The 17,269-nt window shown below is 53.7% G+C and carries 13 protein-coding genes; 11 read left to right on the top strand and 2 right to left on the bottom strand.

Features of this window, described 5'->3' with window-relative positions; genetic code table 11:
- The first annotated feature begins 527 nt into the window (after positions 1-527).
- Positions 528-1,133, top strand: a complete 606-nt coding sequence (locus PIB16_RS06050; protein WP_271045196.1) for a hypothetical protein — start codon at positions 528-530, stop codon at positions 1,131-1,133.
- Positions 1,134-1,138: 5 nt separating this feature from the next.
- Complete coding sequence (locus tag PIB16_RS06045) at positions 1,139-1,504, top strand: DUF3768 domain-containing protein (RefSeq protein WP_271045195.1); 366 nt, start codon at positions 1,139-1,141, stop codon at positions 1,502-1,504.
- 56 nt (positions 1,505-1,560) lie between these two features.
- On the opposite strand, the gene PIB16_RS06040 is transcribed toward PIB16_RS06045, so the two are convergent.
- On the bottom strand, positions 1,561-1,821 hold the full coding sequence (locus PIB16_RS06040; protein ID WP_137083412.1) for a helix-turn-helix transcriptional regulator: 261 nt from the start codon (positions 1,819-1,821) through the stop codon (positions 1,561-1,563).
- Positions 1,822-1,925: 104 nt separating this feature from the next.
- Between PIB16_RS06040 and PIB16_RS06035 the strand changes: the two genes are divergently transcribed.
- The 3 genes from PIB16_RS06035 to PIB16_RS06025 are packed head-to-tail and all read left to right on the top strand — an operon-like array spanning position 1,926 to position 4,303.
- Entirely contained in the window at positions 1,926-2,276 is a 351-nt protein-coding gene (locus PIB16_RS06035; protein WP_137083410.1) for a hypothetical protein, read from the top strand.
- Between the two features lie 51 nt (positions 2,277-2,327).
- The gene (locus PIB16_RS06030) at positions 2,328-2,873 is read left to right on the top strand and encodes a DUF805 domain-containing protein (RefSeq protein WP_271045194.1); all 546 of its coding nucleotides are present in this window, start codon (positions 2,328-2,330) and stop codon (positions 2,871-2,873) included.
- On the top strand, positions 2,870-4,303 hold the full coding sequence (locus PIB16_RS06025) for a hypothetical protein (RefSeq protein ID WP_271045193.1): 1,434 nt from the start codon (positions 2,870-2,872) through the stop codon (positions 4,301-4,303). Before PIB16_RS06030 ends, PIB16_RS06025 begins: the two co-directional genes overlap by 4 nt.
- Positions 4,304-4,457: 154 nt before the next feature.
- Here the strand turns inward: PIB16_RS06025 and PIB16_RS06020 are convergent, their stop codons facing one another.
- Complete coding sequence (locus PIB16_RS06020) at positions 4,458-6,428, bottom strand: ATP-dependent nuclease (RefSeq protein WP_271045192.1); 1,971 nt, start codon at positions 6,426-6,428, stop codon at positions 4,458-4,460.
- Positions 6,429-7,383: 955 nt separating this feature from the next.
- On the opposite strand from PIB16_RS06020, the gene PIB16_RS06015 reads away from it, so the two are divergent.
- The 6 genes from PIB16_RS06015 (at position 7,384) to PIB16_RS05990 (ending at position 17,258) form a co-directional block, all read left to right on the top strand.
- Complete coding sequence (locus PIB16_RS06015) at positions 7,384-9,216, top strand: GmrSD restriction endonuclease domain-containing protein (RefSeq protein ID WP_271045191.1); 1,833 nt, start codon at positions 7,384-7,386, stop codon at positions 9,214-9,216.
- A gap of 466 nt (positions 9,217-9,682) precedes the next feature.
- Positions 9,683-10,234, top strand: coding sequence for a recombinase family protein (locus tag PIB16_RS06010; protein ID WP_271045190.1), 552 nt, complete (start codon positions 9,683-9,685; stop codon positions 10,232-10,234).
- 81 nt (positions 10,235-10,315) lie between these two features.
- A complete protein-coding gene (locus PIB16_RS06005; protein WP_271045189.1) occupies positions 10,316-12,862 on the top strand; it encodes a DEAD/DEAH box helicase family protein in 2,547 nt (848 codons plus the stop codon).
- 12 nt (positions 12,863-12,874) lie between these two features.
- Positions 12,875-15,466, top strand: coding sequence for an N-6 DNA methylase (locus PIB16_RS06000; RefSeq protein WP_271045188.1), 2,592 nt, complete (start codon positions 12,875-12,877; stop codon positions 15,464-15,466).
- The gene (locus PIB16_RS05995) at positions 15,466-16,212 is read left to right on the top strand and encodes a hypothetical protein (protein WP_271045187.1); all 747 of its coding nucleotides are present in this window, start codon (positions 15,466-15,468) and stop codon (positions 16,210-16,212) included. The genes PIB16_RS06000 and PIB16_RS05995 overlap by 1 nt, the downstream gene beginning before the upstream one ends.
- Positions 16,209-17,258, top strand: a complete 1,050-nt coding sequence (locus tag PIB16_RS05990) for a hypothetical protein (protein ID WP_271045186.1) — start codon at positions 16,209-16,211, stop codon at positions 17,256-17,258. Before PIB16_RS05995 ends, PIB16_RS05990 begins: the two co-directional genes overlap by 4 nt.
- Positions 17,259-17,269 lie beyond the last annotated feature (11 nt).

Raw genomic sequence — 17,269 nt, 5'->3', positions numbered from 1 at the left:
AGGTCAATTGTCCTAATGGCAGACTACAACTAGGACAATTGACCGAATACGTCAACGTCATATGTTTGATATGCACCAAGCCTTTCAGAACGATCAGTAGTTCCTTCACAAACTTCCGGAGTTTATCCGGTCGTTTAGGTAAGGCTTACAAGTATCTTGATCCCCGCGAAGATGAAGATCACCCCAGTCCAGCGTCGATCTATCGGCGCGCACGGTCACATGTCAAGACGCGCTTGGTCGAGAATACAACGGAATAGGCAATGTGCCCATACGCGACCGACATGGAATATTGCATCGCGTCCAATCCCAATTATCGGATGTTTTTTTCATAGTCAGAGGATCGTTATTTTGGCTCGGCGAAAGTTGCGCTTGGGACGTTATCCGCTCGTCGAAACCGCTTCCGCGATTGCAGTTGCAAACATTCTATTTGACAATCCATAGTTGCAATGCTATACTATAACACGCCGGCGGTGCTGCCGGTGTGAGGGGCCGTTTGGCCCCTCTTCTTGTTTTGGAGAGCTGCAATCATGAACGTTTCAACCACTACACCCACGACCACCGCCTTACCCGCCACCCCTGCCGTCAGCTTGCCCTGCCCCGTCATCATCCTCGGCCGTGACGACAACGGCAGGCCCCACGCCTCATTCTTCCCTGCCACCGATACCCGTGCCGCAGAGAAAGCCGCCGAACTGATGGGCATGGTGGCGCTCAAGGTGGAAGGCGACGAACTCAGGGCGTTTCTCGGCCGGCTGCCACAGGGCAAGCTGTTCGACAGCGGCAAGGCCTTCGTGCCGTTCGTGAAGCAAGAGCTCTATCAGGCGATTGCCGCCCACCTTTCCGATGACGAGCGCGAGCGGCTGGAGCAACCGCGTGTGGTGCCCGACAAACCCGCCGCCGAAGCTGACTACCCTGTTCCGCCCAAGAATATGCCCGAAAGCTGGGACCAGTTGACGGTGGGTAGCCTCGTGCTGGCGACTGAGGGGCCGCTGGAGGGGTGGTATGAAGCCACCGTCATCAAGATCGAGGGCGACACAGGGCTCCGCCTCAAGTGGCGCGATTATCTCGACATGCTGCCTTTCACCCGCCGCGTCGATCAGGTGGCCCTTATTCACCCTGCCTATGTCGAGAAGTGATCGTCATGGGCTGCGCTTTGAAACAGAACATCAGTGAGGATGCGGCCACTCGGGCCGCAACCATCCGCGATAAAAACGACGCCTTTCGAAAGAGCTTCTCCGGCGGCCGAGTGCTGCTGACGCCGGGAGTCACCACCCTCAGCGCCGATCATCAGAAAGCGGTCATTTCGGCGGTACGCGCCTTCGATGATTTCTCGCCAGACAACGACCCTTATGGCGAGCATGATTTTGGTGCGGTCACGCTCGAAGACGCCGTGTTCTTTTGGAAGATCGACTACTACGACCTCGACCTGCAATTCGGATCAGCCGATCCGGCAGATGACGCTGTAACCTGCCGGGTGCTCACCATTATGCGGGCAGATGAGTACTGACCAGTGCGTTCGATCTTTTCGTCGTCAAACGTCTTTTCAGTTTGGATAACCGGCGATCAGCGTCCTGGCTTGCGACCCGCCTTCAGCGGCTCAGGCGGGGTAGCCTCAGCAGGAACTTCAAAGAACAAAGAAATATCGATGGCGAGCGCGTCGGCAAGCCGCGCGAGCAAATCGACCGAAGCATTAAAATCGCCTCTCTCGATACCACTGATGGTGGTCCGGTCTACCCCAGCGTCAACAGCAAGATTCTCTTGCGTAACCCGCTTAGCGGTCCTGACCTTCCTGAGATTCCATCCAATGCGTTCACGATGTTCCATGCCGGCATGGCGACCATCTTGCCGGGCATTAATCCATCGAATATATACCACATATTTCCTGTTAACGACTTACGGTTGCCAACTCGGCATCAATTGGGGGTACTATGAAAATCGCAGTTGGAATTATCGGGCTCTTCCTCGGCCTATTGGTGCTGCTGCAATCTTGCGCGGTCACGGCGGGAAGCGGCCTGCTGAACGATCAAGCAACCGGCAGCGCCGGGGCGGTCGGCATGCTGACAGGCGTGCTGTTGGTGATCGGTGGCGCGTTCTCCTTCGGCCTGCCGCTGGTGGGTGCCATCATTTTCCTCGTATCGGCACTGATGGCCTTTATCGCGTCGTCGCAAGGCACTTTCGGAGATATGTCGGTATGGGGCATCATCGCTCTCCTGCTCGCTGTCATGGGATTCTTCACGTGGCGCTCGGCCAAGCGGAAGAAAAGCCAGCCAGCGGCGTGAAAGCGTTACGGCCTAAATCACACGACAACTGCCATACAACTGGGAGTATTCATGAGCGCCTATCTTGACGCCATGCGCCGCTACGCCACCTTTTCAGGCCGATCCACACGAAAGGAGTTTTGGTACTACCACCTCGTGTTGCTGGGTCTTGTCATCGGCGGACTGATCATCGACGTGGCCATTGCCGGGCCACGCGAGCCGCAGCCTCTCGTTTCGGCATTGATCATCATGGGCCATTATGTCCCGTCGCTCGCTGTTATCGTCAGGCGCCTGCATGACCTTGAGAAAAGCGGCTGGCTTGTGCTGACCTGCCTAATACCGCTTGTCGGGATCGTTGCGTTCATTGTGATCGGCAGCACCCCGTCAGAGCATGGCGCAACGGACTTTCCCGAAAGCCGCGATCAGCGCCTTGCCCCGCCTTTGCCCCCTTCGGGCTCAGACCAACAGATTGAGCGTATCGAAAAACTCGCGGCACTGCGCTCTTCAGGCGCGATCACTGCCGAGGAATTTGAAACAATGAAGGCAGGCATTATCGGCAGCGACCAGCGTTCTAAAGAACGCCGAACTGTCGCCTACCCTATGGAAAAACCATCATGACCAAGAATGCTAGACTACTTTTTACTGCGATTAGCCTGAGCGCTGCTGTCGCGGGCTCAATCTCCACACCTGCTGTGGCTGGAGAACACTGGTACCACAAGGGCAATAGCTGGCAGGTCATGTTGAAGACGCCCGACCCTTTTGGCGATGAAGCATTTTGCGGGTTCCGCAGCACGGCGTGGTCAGGGAAGTCGGTCGCGATCGAATACACGCTGATCGGCATCGACAAAATCGTCCCTCGGCTGCGCGTCACCAAACAGAACTGGAATCTTCCCGCTGGTCAGACAACCAATGTCAGCATCGGAACCGAATGGGCGGGTAACATTCAGTTCGTCTCAAAAGTGGTCAACGATGATGAGCTCTATGGCGAAATACCCGAGACCGTTGCGGAAGACGGGGGTGGCTTCAAGGTCACCGCCATTCTGGGCACAGCCATTTCGACAAACAAGCCAGCGCCATTGGCAATAACCTTCCAAGGAAATGAGCCGCCATGGCTCGTGCCGGTGATGACCTATACAGAAGCGATAGCGCTCGGGACTGGCTTCGATACCTGCATATCCACCTTAACCGGGCTTGGCCCATCACTGTTCAAGGCCCCTCAGGCTTCGTCCACGTCGCCATTTGCCCAGCCATCAGGCGAAGGTGCCGGAACAGCCGCACAAGCGCCTGCAAACCGCAGCGTGATGCTTCAAAACCTGCCGCCGAAGTCAGCCGCAGCCAACGCCGCCTCAACATCACCTTGGACCTTTGAACAACGTGAGGAGGATTGGGGCGATACGTGTTTTGTTGAAGCGAAGCAGGGCGACGTAACGGTCGGCTTCATGGGCGCGCCGGGCAAGGAGTTCGTCGCGTTTGTCGAGAATGGAAACTTTGACGGTATTGTTCGCGCGTCTTGGCAGGTCGATGAAAAGACGGTTCAAATGTCCAATGGCCATCCAGAAGACTATTTCGGCTGGCACGGCTTCTACGAAATCTCACCGCAGATCCTCGATGAAGGCAAGAAAGGCAAAAAACTAGAAATCGCCGACCTTGATGGCAAGACGATTGCCATTAGCCTCACCAATGCTGCGGCGCCTTTCTCCCAGTTTCAGGCATGTTTCAACAAACCTGCTCCAAAGACGGAAAAGGCGAGCAACTATCCTGCGGCGAAGCAAACGCCTCCAGATCGGAAGGGCTGTGTTCTGGAAGTCGATGGGACCAAAGCGATAGATGGTGCATGCTATTGGGGGCCATACGGTAGCATGGACGGCAGCTTTGTCATGGAGGCCAACGGTTACTTTGCCATCATCGAGATTGATAACAACGACGCCGATGGCTGGTGGAATGATATGCCCGGGGCGACCCACGCTCACACACCTCTAGGCAAAATGAAGCGTGATGGGAAATGTTGGAAAAGCGACAGCGTTCACGTTTGTGCCGGTGCAAAATGAGCCCAAGTGAAATTTCTGCACAACCACGCAATAAAGTTGCCCCCAAGCTGAACCGCCACTGGTCGCTTTCCGGCAGTGAACTGCCTGTCCGCTTCTAATCTCAAAGGTTGTGCAAGCTGACTTTAGCACGCATCGAGGATGTAGTCAGCGACTACTACTTACGCAAAAGACCGTTAAGATGCTTGAACGCTGCCTCGAACCGATCCTTAGCCTCGTCTGAAACCTTCGGCCAAAGTGTGGCTAGCTGCTCAGTGAAAAAGCGCGCGGGCCTATAGTGGCTGAACGAACCGGACTTCATCGGGTTCTCGGCCAGCCAAGCTTCAATCGCCCGGAGCGTCCGAGGCACCTGAGGGTTGAGCTTCGCAGGCGTGATCTTAGACCCAAGCTGCTTACCGTACTCGCTGTTGACTAACTCCAGATAGAATGACCGGTCAAACATGTCCTCCACATCGGCCTCGGCAGTGCCGGTGAAGTCCGCATAGGTCGACACTTGCTTCTTGGTGAGCAGATTCTTTTTGTAAAGGTCTTCAATCCACTGCTTGTCGCTGTTTTGAATGTCCAGCAGCGTAGCCAGGTTCATTCTCTTTTGTGAGCCAAGGAGCGCCACGAACATTGGCACCTTCCCGCTGCCACCGACAGGCGTGATTACCCACTCTTCAGATAACCCCTCGCGGCCTTCGCGGGCCAATTGGGCTGCCACCGCCCGCAGATAGAGCATGTCGGCAACTCCCTCTACGATGAGCGAGTTTGGCCCAACGAACAGAGTCTGCTGGATTTCGTAACCGAGCGCACCCTGCAAGGGGAACAAGCTGTCGTCGGTGGCGTCGAACACGTTGGCGAGAACCTTTGTGCCGTCTTGCTCCTTGGGCAGCGCTTCCGGGGCATCGATGCCTAGATCCTGCACGATCCGGACACGCTCGAACTTGGTGGGGTCAATCATAAAAGGCGAGTGAGTGGTGTACAGGAGTTGGTAGCCCGACAACTCCGCATCAAAATAGCCCAGCAGGTCAGCCTGCGCGCGTCCATGCAACGACAGACCAGGCTCATCCAACAACAGGATGACGTTCTGCTTCTGGCGCTTCACATCCTCGTACCAAGCCAAAAACGAGAAGAACCACACAAAACCCCGTGAACGATTGCTCAGCGGCGTCGTGGCCCAGTGCACGGAATCATACACTTCCCCCCACACATTAACCCCTTGCTGCATCCCGTCAGGGTCTCCAGCTTTGGCATCACGTACATCGAAACGCATCTGTATGTGTTTGTTCTGAGACCAGTACTTAACGATACGCTGGGTGAGGTGGTTTCCGGCACCTTGCAGCTTATTCTTCAGCTCAACCGTGTTATTGGTGGCCACCAGCTTGCGGTGGTCGAGGCGCGCAAGATTGATGAGGCCGATGAGCGGATAGTCCGAATCCAAAAGCTCATCATTGTCCTCGCGCGCGATGAGGGCATTGAGGTTGGCCTGCCCCTCCATCTGGTAATACTCGTCGAAATAGAGAAACTTGGGCGCGCGGGGCCAGATCAGGTTTTGATATATGTACGAGCGAACAGCGCCGCTCTTAATGACCTGAGCGACCAGAGCCTTGAGTGCAGTGACAGCTTCAGTAGTTTCTGCCCCATCGAGCGTCGCCGCAAAAGCCTGCCAGCTTGACGCTTCAAGGAGCTCAGTTTTTAAGGCATCAGTTAAGGCTGAGTTGCAAGCGAGGTGCTTCCTGGCAGCAGCCTCGTCGCAAGTCAGGTAAGCCATGCTGCTGTTCTTACCGTAATAGCAATCACGCGAAAATGTTCGGCCAGTAAATGCGCTTGGTCCGAAAACCTTCGATATCGCATCGAAGTCTTCCTGTTCGAGTTCATAAGTGGAACTTACTACTACAGCCTTTTCGCGCTCGCCACTTTCAACCGCGTGCAGATAATCCTCCACTTCGCGCTTGGGGTAGTCGTAGGTCTCGTCGAAAACGGCGTCCTTTGGTCGAATTGGATTGGTGCGATAAAGTGCCGTCAGAACGGTAGTCTTTCCCGCCTCGTTCTTGCCCACGAAGCAGGTCGTCTGGTCGTCTACCTTAATTGGGCCGGTGTCCCAGATACTACGGAACTCGCGGACCCTGAATTCCTTCAGTTTCATCCAAAACCATCCTGTTGCGTTCGCACTCGAGAATTATCCGAAGTATCTATGAAGGAACAGAAGACGAACAGCAAGGCTTAATATCTGCTGCTTGTGGTCAGACTGATAGGAACCAACACCGAACAAACAACAGCCGCCGGTTGAGTGTTTGACGGACAGCAGCCTCAGGAGGCGCTACACTTGAAAGAACTCCCGCTCGCTATAGAGCGCTACCGATGCTGCCACTCCACGTGCAAAACATCGCGCTTCTCGTCATCTTCTCGCTCCACCACGACAGTCCCGTGTCCATCTAAGTGCGTCGCTCTATCGGAGGAGAGGCCATCACCGAATGCCGCCCTTTCCTTCTACTATGCCTCAGCACGCAGCCTCATCAGCCCGGACTCTGGACGGTGCCGGATACTGTGAAAGGCTGAGACCTTTGCCTCTCTTCTTCGACGTTATCCGGATTTCGGCACCGCACGTGACCACGAAGTCGGCGAAGTAATAGAAGATGATGGGAGTGGAAATGGCCAAATGGTAGGCGAGATGGGTTCAGCTTCAAAGCAACGACCGAGCGGCACAGCGAGTTCGTCCATATACGCTTGAAAGTTTGAGTACACCCCTGAAGCATCTCGAACCCGATCAACAAATCCACTGACAGCATATATGCGGTTCCAATCCGGTGAGTCGTGATGTCCGCGTTCAGACTAGCGGCAGGGCCAGCGCTAAACTGAGTGAAGAGGCAAAGCGGAAATCGTCTACGCTGCCGGCGAGAAGCTGTCATCACATGATGCTTTGCGGACGTCGACAAGTTGGATGATAGAAAATGTGCGTTCCGTTTTTTTAAATCGTGGGTGTCGGCCAAATTGACGAACTACCTCAGGTCGACACTCCCCGGACGCTTGCATTTCACCCATTTAACCGGCCCATAAAAACACAACCTTAATTAGTATAGTGCAAAGCTAAGAGTGGGAATATGACAGAGTCTAAGGGTAAATATATGCAAAACAATCTCAATATCAGAGGCGAGCCAATTCAGTCGGTATATTCCGGCTTTCGTAAGGGTCAGTATGTTGTCAATCGACGATACCAACGAAAGCTTGTCTGGAAGAAGCACGAAAAGCAGAAGTTCATTGATTCCATAATCAAACAGTTCCCTGTGCCCCTCTTTCTGGGCGTCACCTTCCAAGATGTAAAAAAGGGGACCTGCTTCGAAATACTCGACGGTATGCAGAGGCTCGAAGCCATAACGTCGTTCATTGAAGGTAGGTACAGCGTTAACGGAAAGTACTTTGACCTATCCGTCATATCAGAGACAAACGACCTTCTAAAAAGCGGGACGCTTCGCCAAAATAGTCCTGTATTGGATCGTGATACTTGTTCAGCCATTCTAAGCTATCCTCTACCTATTTCGACGACGGGTTATTCGAGTTCCGCAAATGTGGACGAGACGTTTCGCCGGATTAACACAGGAGGAATTCGTCTTTCGAGACACGAAGTCCGGCAAGCTGGAGCATTGAGCGAGTTTGCACAACTAGTTCGAAGGTGCGCAACTTATATTCGCGGCGACACCTCTCACCTCGAAATCGTTGATCTACGAAACATGCATGAAATCTCTCTGACGCACGATGACCTAGACTACGGAATAAAGATTCGCCGCACCTTTTGGAACGCTTTTCACATCCTCACAGAAGAAAATATTCTAGCATCTCGCGATGAAGAACTTATCGCTCACACATTACTTTATATATTATTTAAAGAAAAATCGCAGACATCATCAAAATATCTCGATTCTGTATATTCACCAGGAGATCCCTTGAGCGATGCCGCGAGCGACGCTGTTCTCAAGGTCGGAATAGATAATCTATACAAATACTTCTGCCATACGTTTGACATTCTGAAAAGCGTCTTAGAAGAGGGCAATACGAACCTTGCCCAATACCTCTATTCGGGTGAAGCCCAGAAGATAGGTCAGGCATACCAAGTAATTTTCATTACCGTATACCAAAAAATAATAACCGAGAACAAAGCCATATCGAACAAAAGAAAACTTAGCCAGAGGCTTAAGGGAATTGCGAGCAACTGCATGCCCATACTTTTCAAAGATGTAAAATGGCTGAACAAACATAGGTCCCAATTGGTTGATGCGGTCTCCGGCGTGTTATCCGATTGCTTCATTGATAATCTCGACTCAGACCCAGCAACCCAGTCTTGGTTAGAAAGCTTCGAGAACATACTAAATCAATCGAGGACCGAGAATGTTTGTTATGACTTCAAGTGCGGTCTTCATGATCTGAAAGAAAATGCGAAAAAGGAGCCTGACGATATTTCGAAAATCGTAAAAACGTTGTGCGCTATGCACAACTCGCACATCGGCTCGAGCTACGTTTTACTGGGCGTGGCCGACAACGACGGCGCAGCGTTGCGTCACGAACAGTTGTACGGACAAAAAGCCCGAAAATACGAAGAATTTAAAATTGTCGGCATAGGAGCGGAAGCTCAGAAAGTCCATCGTAACATTGATGGATATCAACAATACATTTTCCAGAAGATTGAATCGCTAAATATTGACGATTCAGTTAAGCGAAATATTACACGAAATGTGCGGACCATTCGATATTATGACAAGGACATAGTCGTTCTCAAGATTGACCGCATGGCCAAGCCTGCCTTATTCGAGGGAATGGTGTACGTTCGCAAGCTTGCGAATGTTGACCCAAAACCTGTCAGCCAGGAGGATATGTTTGAGTTCTTTGAGGAATTCAAAGCACAAGGCCAACAATATCCATATTCTTCTTCCTTGACTTGAAAGGTTAATGCGAATGTTGCGTCGCTTATTGCCCGTTCAATATTTTAAGCGTTCGACTTTACAAGCAAAGGGAGAATGTTCCTTTGACTAGGATCAGCGCATGATTGTGTAACTGACTTGATACAGGTTGCCGCGATAGGATTGAGAGCGAGCGATTCTGGCAGCTCCAAAGTGTATTGTGCGCGCCGACAGGGCGCCTAGTATATTGGACATTAGTGACGGCGTGGCTTTGCGGTAAGCCACGTCCGCTTTTCGGCAAGGGTAGCTGCCGGCCGCATGACTGAATTAGGAGCGTATTGCCGTCGTGAGATAATGATCACTAATATTCGTAGGTTCGACGACAACGTGTAAGATCAGGGTATGCCCTGATGTGACGAGCCAACTGTTACGGCCACAAATGTAACATCTGAGTTGACACCGACTATTTGTGACGGGGTAGCTTGAAGCCTAAAGCTTGAGGTGACACATGGCTCGAATTGGGTACGCGCGCGTTAGTACGCTCGATCAAGATCTCGAAATTCAACAACAGCGGCTCCTAGCGGAAGGATGCCAGATAGTCCGATGCGAAAAAATGTCCGGCGCGAGTCGCGATGGGCGCACCGAGTTGGCAACTGTTATCGAGTTTCTACGCCAAGATGATGAGCTAATTGTCACACGTCTTGATCGGCTCGGTCGCGACACCCGCGATGTTCTAAACATTGTCTACGAATGCGAACAACGGGGCGCGTTCGTCACCGTGCTTGAACCTCATGTGTCAACCAAGGGTGAAATGGGCAAAGTCATTCTAACGGTTCTTGGAATGGTTGCGCAGATGGAGCGCCGGTTTATCAAAGAGAGGCAGCGGGACGGAATTGAGCGAGCAAAGCTCTTAAATGCCTACAAAGGTGGCCAACGCCGTATCGATAGGGAGTTGATACATCAGCTCTTTGCTGAGGGAATGGCAAAGAGCGATATCGCCAGAACAGTAAAGTGCAGCAGGATGCAGGTTTACCGAGTTCTTGCAAATATCACTCCGTAAAACAGGCAACCTTCTTAGCTTTCCATCCTCATCGTTTTCGTCTACCCCTCTGACAAGACTTATAGGCAACCGGGGGTTCAATTGCCGTTACGTAAGGAAGCAACAGCCAGGATTAAAATCAATCGGCTGCTGGAGGCGACCGGCTGGCGCTTTTTCGATGACAAGAACGGTCCTGCGAATGTCGTTCTGGAACCGAACGTCAAGCTGAAGCCTGAGCACATCGAAAGTCTCGGCGAGGACTTCGAAAAGAGCGCGAAGGGCTTCATCGACTTCCTATTGCTGGACAAGGACGGCAAGCCGCTCATCGTCCTCGAGGCGAAATCGGAAGACAAAGATCCTCGCATCGGCAAGGAGCAGGCGCGCAAATACGCCCGGGCTCAAAATGCTCGCTTTGTGATCCTCAGCAATGGAAACATCCATTATCTGTGGGACCTTGATCAAGGCAATCCGACGGTCATCTCTGCTTTCCCTGGCCCTGACGAGATCAAGAACCACTACGCTTTCGAGCCAAACGCCGAGCAGCTCTTTGCCGAGAAAGTCGAGCGTGACTTTATCGTTCTCACCCAGATGCCTAGTTATGCAAACGAGGCGGCATGGAAGAACGAGGCAGAGCGAGATGCTTTCGTCGAAAAGCAAAAGCTTCGTTTCCTTCGACCGTACCAGGAACGAGCGATCCAGGAGATACAGAAGAGCGCCAAGAAGGGCGCGACGCGGTTCCTGTTCGAGATGGCAACCGGCACCGGCAAGACCCTGACGTCCGCCGCAGTCATCAAGCTCTTCCTGAAAACGCGCAACGCCAAGCGCGTCCTGTTTCTCGTCGACAGGCTGGAACTGGAAACCCAGGCGGACAAGGCATTCAAAGCCTATCTGAAGAACGATTTCACCTCGATCATCTACAAAGAGCAGCGTGACGATTGGCGGAAAGCCGATATCGTGGTCACGACGGTGCAAAGCCTGCTGTTCAATGACAAATACCGCCGACTGTTCTCCCCGACGGATTTCGATCTCGTCATCTCGGACGAATCGCATCGCTCGATCGGTGGAAACGCTCGCGCCGTGTTCGAATACTTCATCGGCTACAAGCTCGGGCTCACGGCGACGCCTAAGGACTATCTAAAGCAGCCGAAGAAGGACAAACCGACTGAGCGCGATCCGCGAGAAGCCGAGCGGCGTATGATGCTCGACACCTACCGCACGTTTGGCTGCGAGTCGGGCGATCCGACTTTCCGCTATTCTCTCCTAGACGGCGTGCGGGAAGGGTTTCTGATCAATCCCTACGTCGTTGACGCCCGGACGGGCGTCACGACAAAGCTCTTGTCAGACGAAGGATTCGTCATCGAGACCAACGCGGAAGATGGTACCGAGAACAAGGAAGCCTTCGGTGGCCGCGATTTCGAGAAGCGTTTCTTCTCCGAAGCAACCAACCGAGTCTTCTGCCGAGCTCTTCTCGAAAACGGCTTACGGGATCCGATTTCCGGTGAGTTCGGCAAGACGATTGCCTTCGCCGTCAGCCAGAACCATGCCCTCAAAATCACGGAAATCCTCAACGAGCTTGCTGATCAGTTATGGCCGGGGCGCTACCAGTCTGATTTCGCAATGCAGGTGACCAGCGACGTGCCCGCATCGCAGCAGATGACCATCAACTTCGCAAACAACAATCTCGGTGGGCACAGCGGATTTGTCGAAAATTACCGCACCAGCAAGGCCCGAGTTTGCGTCACAGTCGGTATGATGACGACAGGCTATGATTGCCCCGACATTCTGAACCTTGCCCTCATGCGGCCAATCTTCTCGCCATCGGATTTCGTCCAGATGAAGGGGCGCGGAACACGAAAGCACAATTTCGCGGAAGAGCTCTTCGATCCCACTAAGAAGGCAGCGCTTGGGAATGTCCAAAAGGATTCCTACCGCCTGTTCGACTTCTTCGCCAACTGCGAGTTCTTCGAAGAAAAGTTCGACTACGACCAGGCATTGGCTTTGCCAAAGCCTGCCACCATGCCGTTATCCAATGGAGGTGACGATGGTTCGACAATCGCCTCAAAACCCGCCATCTACGAGTTTCTAGAACCCGATCAGGTCGTCTACCAGGTTGAAGAGCAGATCGGTCTGGAGGGCATGCGGATCGACCGTGAGCTGTTCCAGAAATTCGAGGAAACGGCACGCTCTGATCACAAGCTTGCTGAACTGGTTGAGCAGCGGGACTGGGATGGCGCCACACGCCATGTCGTGGAAGAATTGTTCGATAAGCCGAGCGAGTTTTTCAATCTGGAAAAGTTGCGCCGCGCCGCTGGTATTGATCGCCGTATCTCGGTGCGGGAACTGGTGGAAAAAGCATTCGGCTTCATTCCGAAGTTAAAGAACAAGAGCGAATTGATCGATGACGAATTCCAGAAATTCCTGGTCGACCAAAAACCCGAGGAAGCTGACCGCATCCGCGAAATGCGCTACTTTTTCGAAGCCTACATCCGCGACGCCAAGGTTCGGGCGTTGATTGACGCTGGCCATCTCGCGGACCTCAACGTAAACCCGTCCTTCTCAATGCGCGATCTCAAGGAAGTGCCCGCTCCGTGGCGCAAGCGCATCCCGGAATACATCAAGGACTACGTGTCCCTGAACCCTTTTATGTGATGAAAGCCCGAAATGCTCGATACAGATACCAAGCGCCGCATCGACACTTGCCGTGACATTCTCGTGGGCAAGGTGCCGGATCCGAAAAGCCAAGTGGAGCAGATCACCATCGCGCTGATCTACAAGTTCATGGATGACATGGACCTTGAGGCCGAGGAATTGGGCGGTGAGCGTCGGTTCTTCACCAAGGACTACGAGCGTTATCGCTGGGCGAAACTGGTGGCCCCCGGCGTGTCTGGGCAGGACATGCTCAACACCTATTCGGAAGCACTGACAAACATGGTGCAGAACGAGGAGCTACCCAAGCTCTTTCGTGACATTTTCCGCAACGCCTATCTGCCCTATCGCGATCCGGAAACGCTGCGAGCATTCCTCCGTGAGATAAACAGCTTCACCTACGACCACAGCGAGAAGCTCGGGGATGCTTTCGAGTACCTGTTGTCCGTTTTGGGCAGTCAGGGGGACGCAGGCCAGTTCCGCACACCCCGCCACATCATCGATTTCATGGTCGAGATCATCAACCCGCAGAAAAACGAGGTCATCATGGACCCGGCCTGCGGCACGGCGGGCTTTCTGATTTCGGCTTATAAGCACATCCTCAAACAGAACTCCACCGGCGTGGTGAACGGCAATGGCGCCAGCACTGAGGGCGACGCAGCCGAGCAGGCGCTCGAAAGCCCCATGCGCTATCCCGGCGACTTGTTGCAACCCGATGATCGCGCCCGCCTTGCTTGCAACATACGAGGCTATGACATTTCGCCCGATATGGTGCGCCTGTCGCTGGTAAATCTTTATCTGCATGGCTTTGCCGACCCGAAGGTCGAGGAATACGATACGCTCACCAGCGAAGACAAATGGACCGAGACGGCCGACGTCATTCTCGCCAACCCCCCCTTCATGTCGCCAAAGGGCGGAATCAAGCCACACACCCGTTTTCAGGTGCAATCCAAGCGCAGCGAAGTGCTGTTTGTCGATTACATCGCCGAACATCTGGCGCCAAACGGCCGCGCTGCCATCGTCGTGCCTGAAGGCATCATCTTTCAAAGCCAGAGTGCCTATGTCGCGCTGCGCAAGATGTTGGTAGAAAACCACCTCGCCGCAGTCATCTCGCTGCCTGCAGGCGTGTTCAACCCTTATTCTGGTGTGAAGACCTCAATCCTGATCCTCGATCGCTCGGTGGCCAAGTCCAGCCAACACGTCGCCTTTTTCAAGATCGAGAATGACGGTTTCGCACTTGGCGCACAGCGCAAGGCGGTAAGGGGTTCGCAACTGGCGCAGGTGAAGGCTGAATTGGGCGCTTGGTTGCAGGTCGCGCGGGCGGGCGGCGGCGAGGAATTGGAAAGTAGTCTCGGCTTTGCGGTGCCTCGATCCGAGTTTGTGGCGGGAAGTGACTACAACCTCAGCAGTGAGCGGTATAGGCAGGAGGTGGCTGCGGCCTCCGAATGGCCCCGTATCAAGATTGGCGATGTATGCAAAACAGGTGCTGGCGGGACACCAGCAACGGATCGACCGGAGTTCTACAAGGACGGTGTAGTGCCTTGGCTCAAGAGTGGCGAGATTTCACAAGGTGAAATTTTCTACTCTGAAACCTACATCACGGAGGAGGCTCTAAACAATTCTTCTGCAAAGATCTTTCCACCTGATGCCGTTCTAGTGGCCATGTACGGCGCGACTGCCGGTGAGGTGGGGATACTTCGTATAGCTGCGTCAACCAATCAGGCCGTTTGTGCTTTAGTGCCAGATGAGCGGCTAGACCCCGGCTTCCTCTATCGTCTGCTCCGGCATAATAAGGCAACGCTGATCAGATTTGCGGGCGGCGGTGCACAGCCCAACATTTCCCAGAAGATCGTCCGCGACATTGAAATTCCCCTCCCGCCACTTGAGGTGCAGCGCGAGATTGTGGCCGAGGTGGAGAGCTATCAGCGCGTCATCGACGGCGCGCGTGCTATCCTCGACAATTACCGGCCCCGCATCTCTGTTGACCCGGAGTGGCCAATGGTGGAACTCGAGGAGATCTTCGAAGCGCTTGAAGCTGGAGTAAGCGTAAACTCAGAGAACCGCACGAAGCTACCGGGCGAGCTAGGGGTTCTGAAAACCAGCGCGGTTACGTCAGGGATATTCAACCCTAATGAGCACAAGGCTGTATTGCCAGAGGAAGTGGACCGAGTGAAATGCAGCCCACGCAAAGGTTCAATCATCATCAGCCGCATGAATACCGAGGCACTCGTTGGGGCAAGCGCGTATGTCGATGATGATTTCCCCGATTTGTTCCTGCCTGATCGACTTTGGCAAACGGTGATTATTCGACCGGACGTCAGCGCGAAATACATTCATACCGTCATCGCGTCCGACGAATATCGGGCGCGGATATCCTCAATCTGTGGCGGAACCAGCGGGAGCATGAAAAACGTTGCAAAATCACAGCTTATGAAAATAGTGGTTCCGCTTCCCAACATCGACATCCAGCAAGCCATCGTCGCTGACATCGAAGCCGAGCAGGCTCTCGTCGATGGCAACCGTGATCTAATCGCTCGTTTCGAGAAAAAGATCGACGCTGCAATTGCTCGTGTATGGGGTGAGGCCAAGGCCGAGGAGGTTGCCTGATGGATGAGGCGCTCGAGCTGGGAAGCTATTTACCCCAATCATTCGCCAATTCCAGTGAGCAGGCCTATCTCGACTTTCTTTGGTCCGCATTTCAGACGAACTACGATGCTGAACGTTTCGAGTTTGCCAGTCTCGCCTTTCACCTGCTCTACATGAGCTTTGTCGGCTTCTCGATTTGGCAGATCAGGCTAGCCCGCCCGGAGCAATTCGCAATGGCTATGGTTGGGTTTCGTTCGGACGAGGAAGGCAGTCTGATGGATTGCGAAAGTCCATTCAAGTTTTACGACCGCCTAAAGGAAAGCCAGATTTTCCGGTTTCTCAAGCTGATTGGTTGCTCCAATCAGCAGGTTGGAGAGTTCGCTAAGTTCGTAAAACGCCGGAACAAGATCGCACACCCGACAGGAACTGTGTTCTTTAACGATCGCGCGGCAATTGATGCTGAAATCGCTGAAATGATGAGGGAAGTACGCAATATTGAAACGCATATGGAGCCGGTTATCCTGGAACTCTATCGGCGATTTTCCATATCAAGCTCGGACGTAGAAGAGCGCGAGTATACGGATCCAGCAGACGAGATTGCTGCGAACCTGGTTCATGCGAATTATATGTCGTCCGCTGATATCGCTACCTGCTCCGGCTTTGACGTTTCAGCGTTGGCTGGAGAGGAGCACTACGACGAAATTCAGGCGTTGCACGCCAAATTGCTGGAACTCTTTCCGCCAGAAGACATGGAGGACGCCGCATGAGCTCGCTCTACTCCATCGTTGATGGTAAATTGAAACCTGCCACGCGCCGTGCCTTGCTGAAGGAAAGCCTCATTGAGGATTGGGTCGCGGCAGATCCATCGCTGCTCGGCCTGAACGCCATGGTCATCGGTCGGCAAGTGCCGACGGACCACGGCAAATTCATCGATCTGCTGGCGCTGGATGCCTCAGGGGCTCTAATCATCATCGAACTGAAGAAGGACCGCACGCCGCGCGAAATCGTGGCACAGGTGCTGGATTACGCCTCCTGGGTTCGCACGCTGACGACGCCCCAGATATACGAGCGGGCTGAACGGTATCTTCAGACGCGCCTGGTGACCGCCTTCCGGGAGAAATTCGGCGAAGCTATTCCCGAACAGCTCAACGGCAGCCACTCCATGCTGATCGTGGCCAGCGAACTCGACCCGGCGTCCCGGCGGATCGTCGAATATTTGTCAGAAGAGCATGGCGTTGCCATCAACACCGTGTTTTTCAAAGTCTTCGAGGCAAACGGTCAGGAATGGCTGACAACGGATTTCCTGCTCGATCAGGAAGAGGTGGAGGAGCGTTCCGAGCGCAAAGTCCGCCCACCGTGGTCCGGCTACTACTTCGTCAATGCCGGTCTCGGAGAACACCGGTCGTGGACAGACATGAAGCGCTACGGCTTCGTGAGTGCTGGCGGTGGCGAATTCTACACCAAGCGCCTTGAGCAGCTCGCGGTTGGCGACGAGATATTCGTTTACGACAAGGGCAAGGGCTACATCGGTTATGGGGCGGTTACCGGCGAAGCCCAGCTCGCCTCTGAGTTTATGACACCAAATGGCCTGCTCTTCGAACAGCCTCTTGCCGAACCTCGAATGAAGCGGATCGGCGAATCAGCTGAGCGGGCGGAATATGCCGTTGGCGTCGATTGGCGCAAAACGGTCGAGCCATCACAGGCTAAGTGGTTCAAAGGCGCTTTTGCCAACCAGAATATCGTCTGCAAGCTGCGCGACCAGGCGACTGTAGACTTTCTAGTTTCTGAGTTCAAAGAGAACAGCAGCGATTAAATATTGGACGA

It is taken from the genome of Agrobacterium sp. ST15.13.015, assembly GCF_027871645.1.
Taxonomy (GTDB): Bacteria; Pseudomonadota; Alphaproteobacteria; order Rhizobiales; family Rhizobiaceae; genus Agrobacterium; species Agrobacterium leguminum.
This window is presented reverse-complemented; position numbering and strand designations above follow the sequence as displayed.

Excerpts from the sequence above, each read along its gene's own strand:
- PIB16_RS06050 (WP_271045196.1), top strand. The coding sequence starts at position 528 with ATGAACGTTTCAACCACTACACCCACGACCACCGCCTTACCCGCCACC.
- PIB16_RS06045 (WP_271045195.1), top strand. The coding sequence starts at position 1,139 with ATGGGCTGCGCTTTGAAACAGAACATCAGTGAGGATGCGGCCACTCGG.
- PIB16_RS06040 (WP_137083412.1), bottom strand. The coding sequence starts at position 1,821 with ATGGAACATCGTGAACGCATTGGATGGAATCTCAGGAAGGTCAGGACC.
- PIB16_RS06035 (WP_137083410.1), top strand. The coding sequence starts at position 1,926 with ATGAAAATCGCAGTTGGAATTATCGGGCTCTTCCTCGGCCTATTGGTG.
- PIB16_RS06030 (WP_271045194.1), top strand. The coding sequence starts at position 2,328 with ATGAGCGCCTATCTTGACGCCATGCGCCGCTACGCCACCTTTTCAGGC.
- PIB16_RS06025 (WP_271045193.1), top strand. The coding sequence starts at position 2,870 with ATGACCAAGAATGCTAGACTACTTTTTACTGCGATTAGCCTGAGCGCT.
- PIB16_RS06020 (WP_271045192.1), bottom strand. The coding sequence starts at position 6,428 with ATGAAACTGAAGGAATTCAGGGTCCGCGAGTTCCGTAGTATCTGGGAC.
- PIB16_RS06015 (WP_271045191.1), top strand. The coding sequence starts at position 7,384 with ATGACAGAGTCTAAGGGTAAATATATGCAAAACAATCTCAATATCAGA.
- PIB16_RS06010 (WP_271045190.1), top strand. The coding sequence starts at position 9,683 with ATGGCTCGAATTGGGTACGCGCGCGTTAGTACGCTCGATCAAGATCTC.
- PIB16_RS06000 (WP_271045188.1), top strand. The coding sequence starts at position 12,875 with ATGCTCGATACAGATACCAAGCGCCGCATCGACACTTGCCGTGACATT.
- PIB16_RS05995 (WP_271045187.1), top strand. The coding sequence starts at position 15,466 with ATGGATGAGGCGCTCGAGCTGGGAAGCTATTTACCCCAATCATTCGCC.
- PIB16_RS05990 (WP_271045186.1), top strand. The coding sequence starts at position 16,209 with ATGAGCTCGCTCTACTCCATCGTTGATGGTAAATTGAAACCTGCCACG.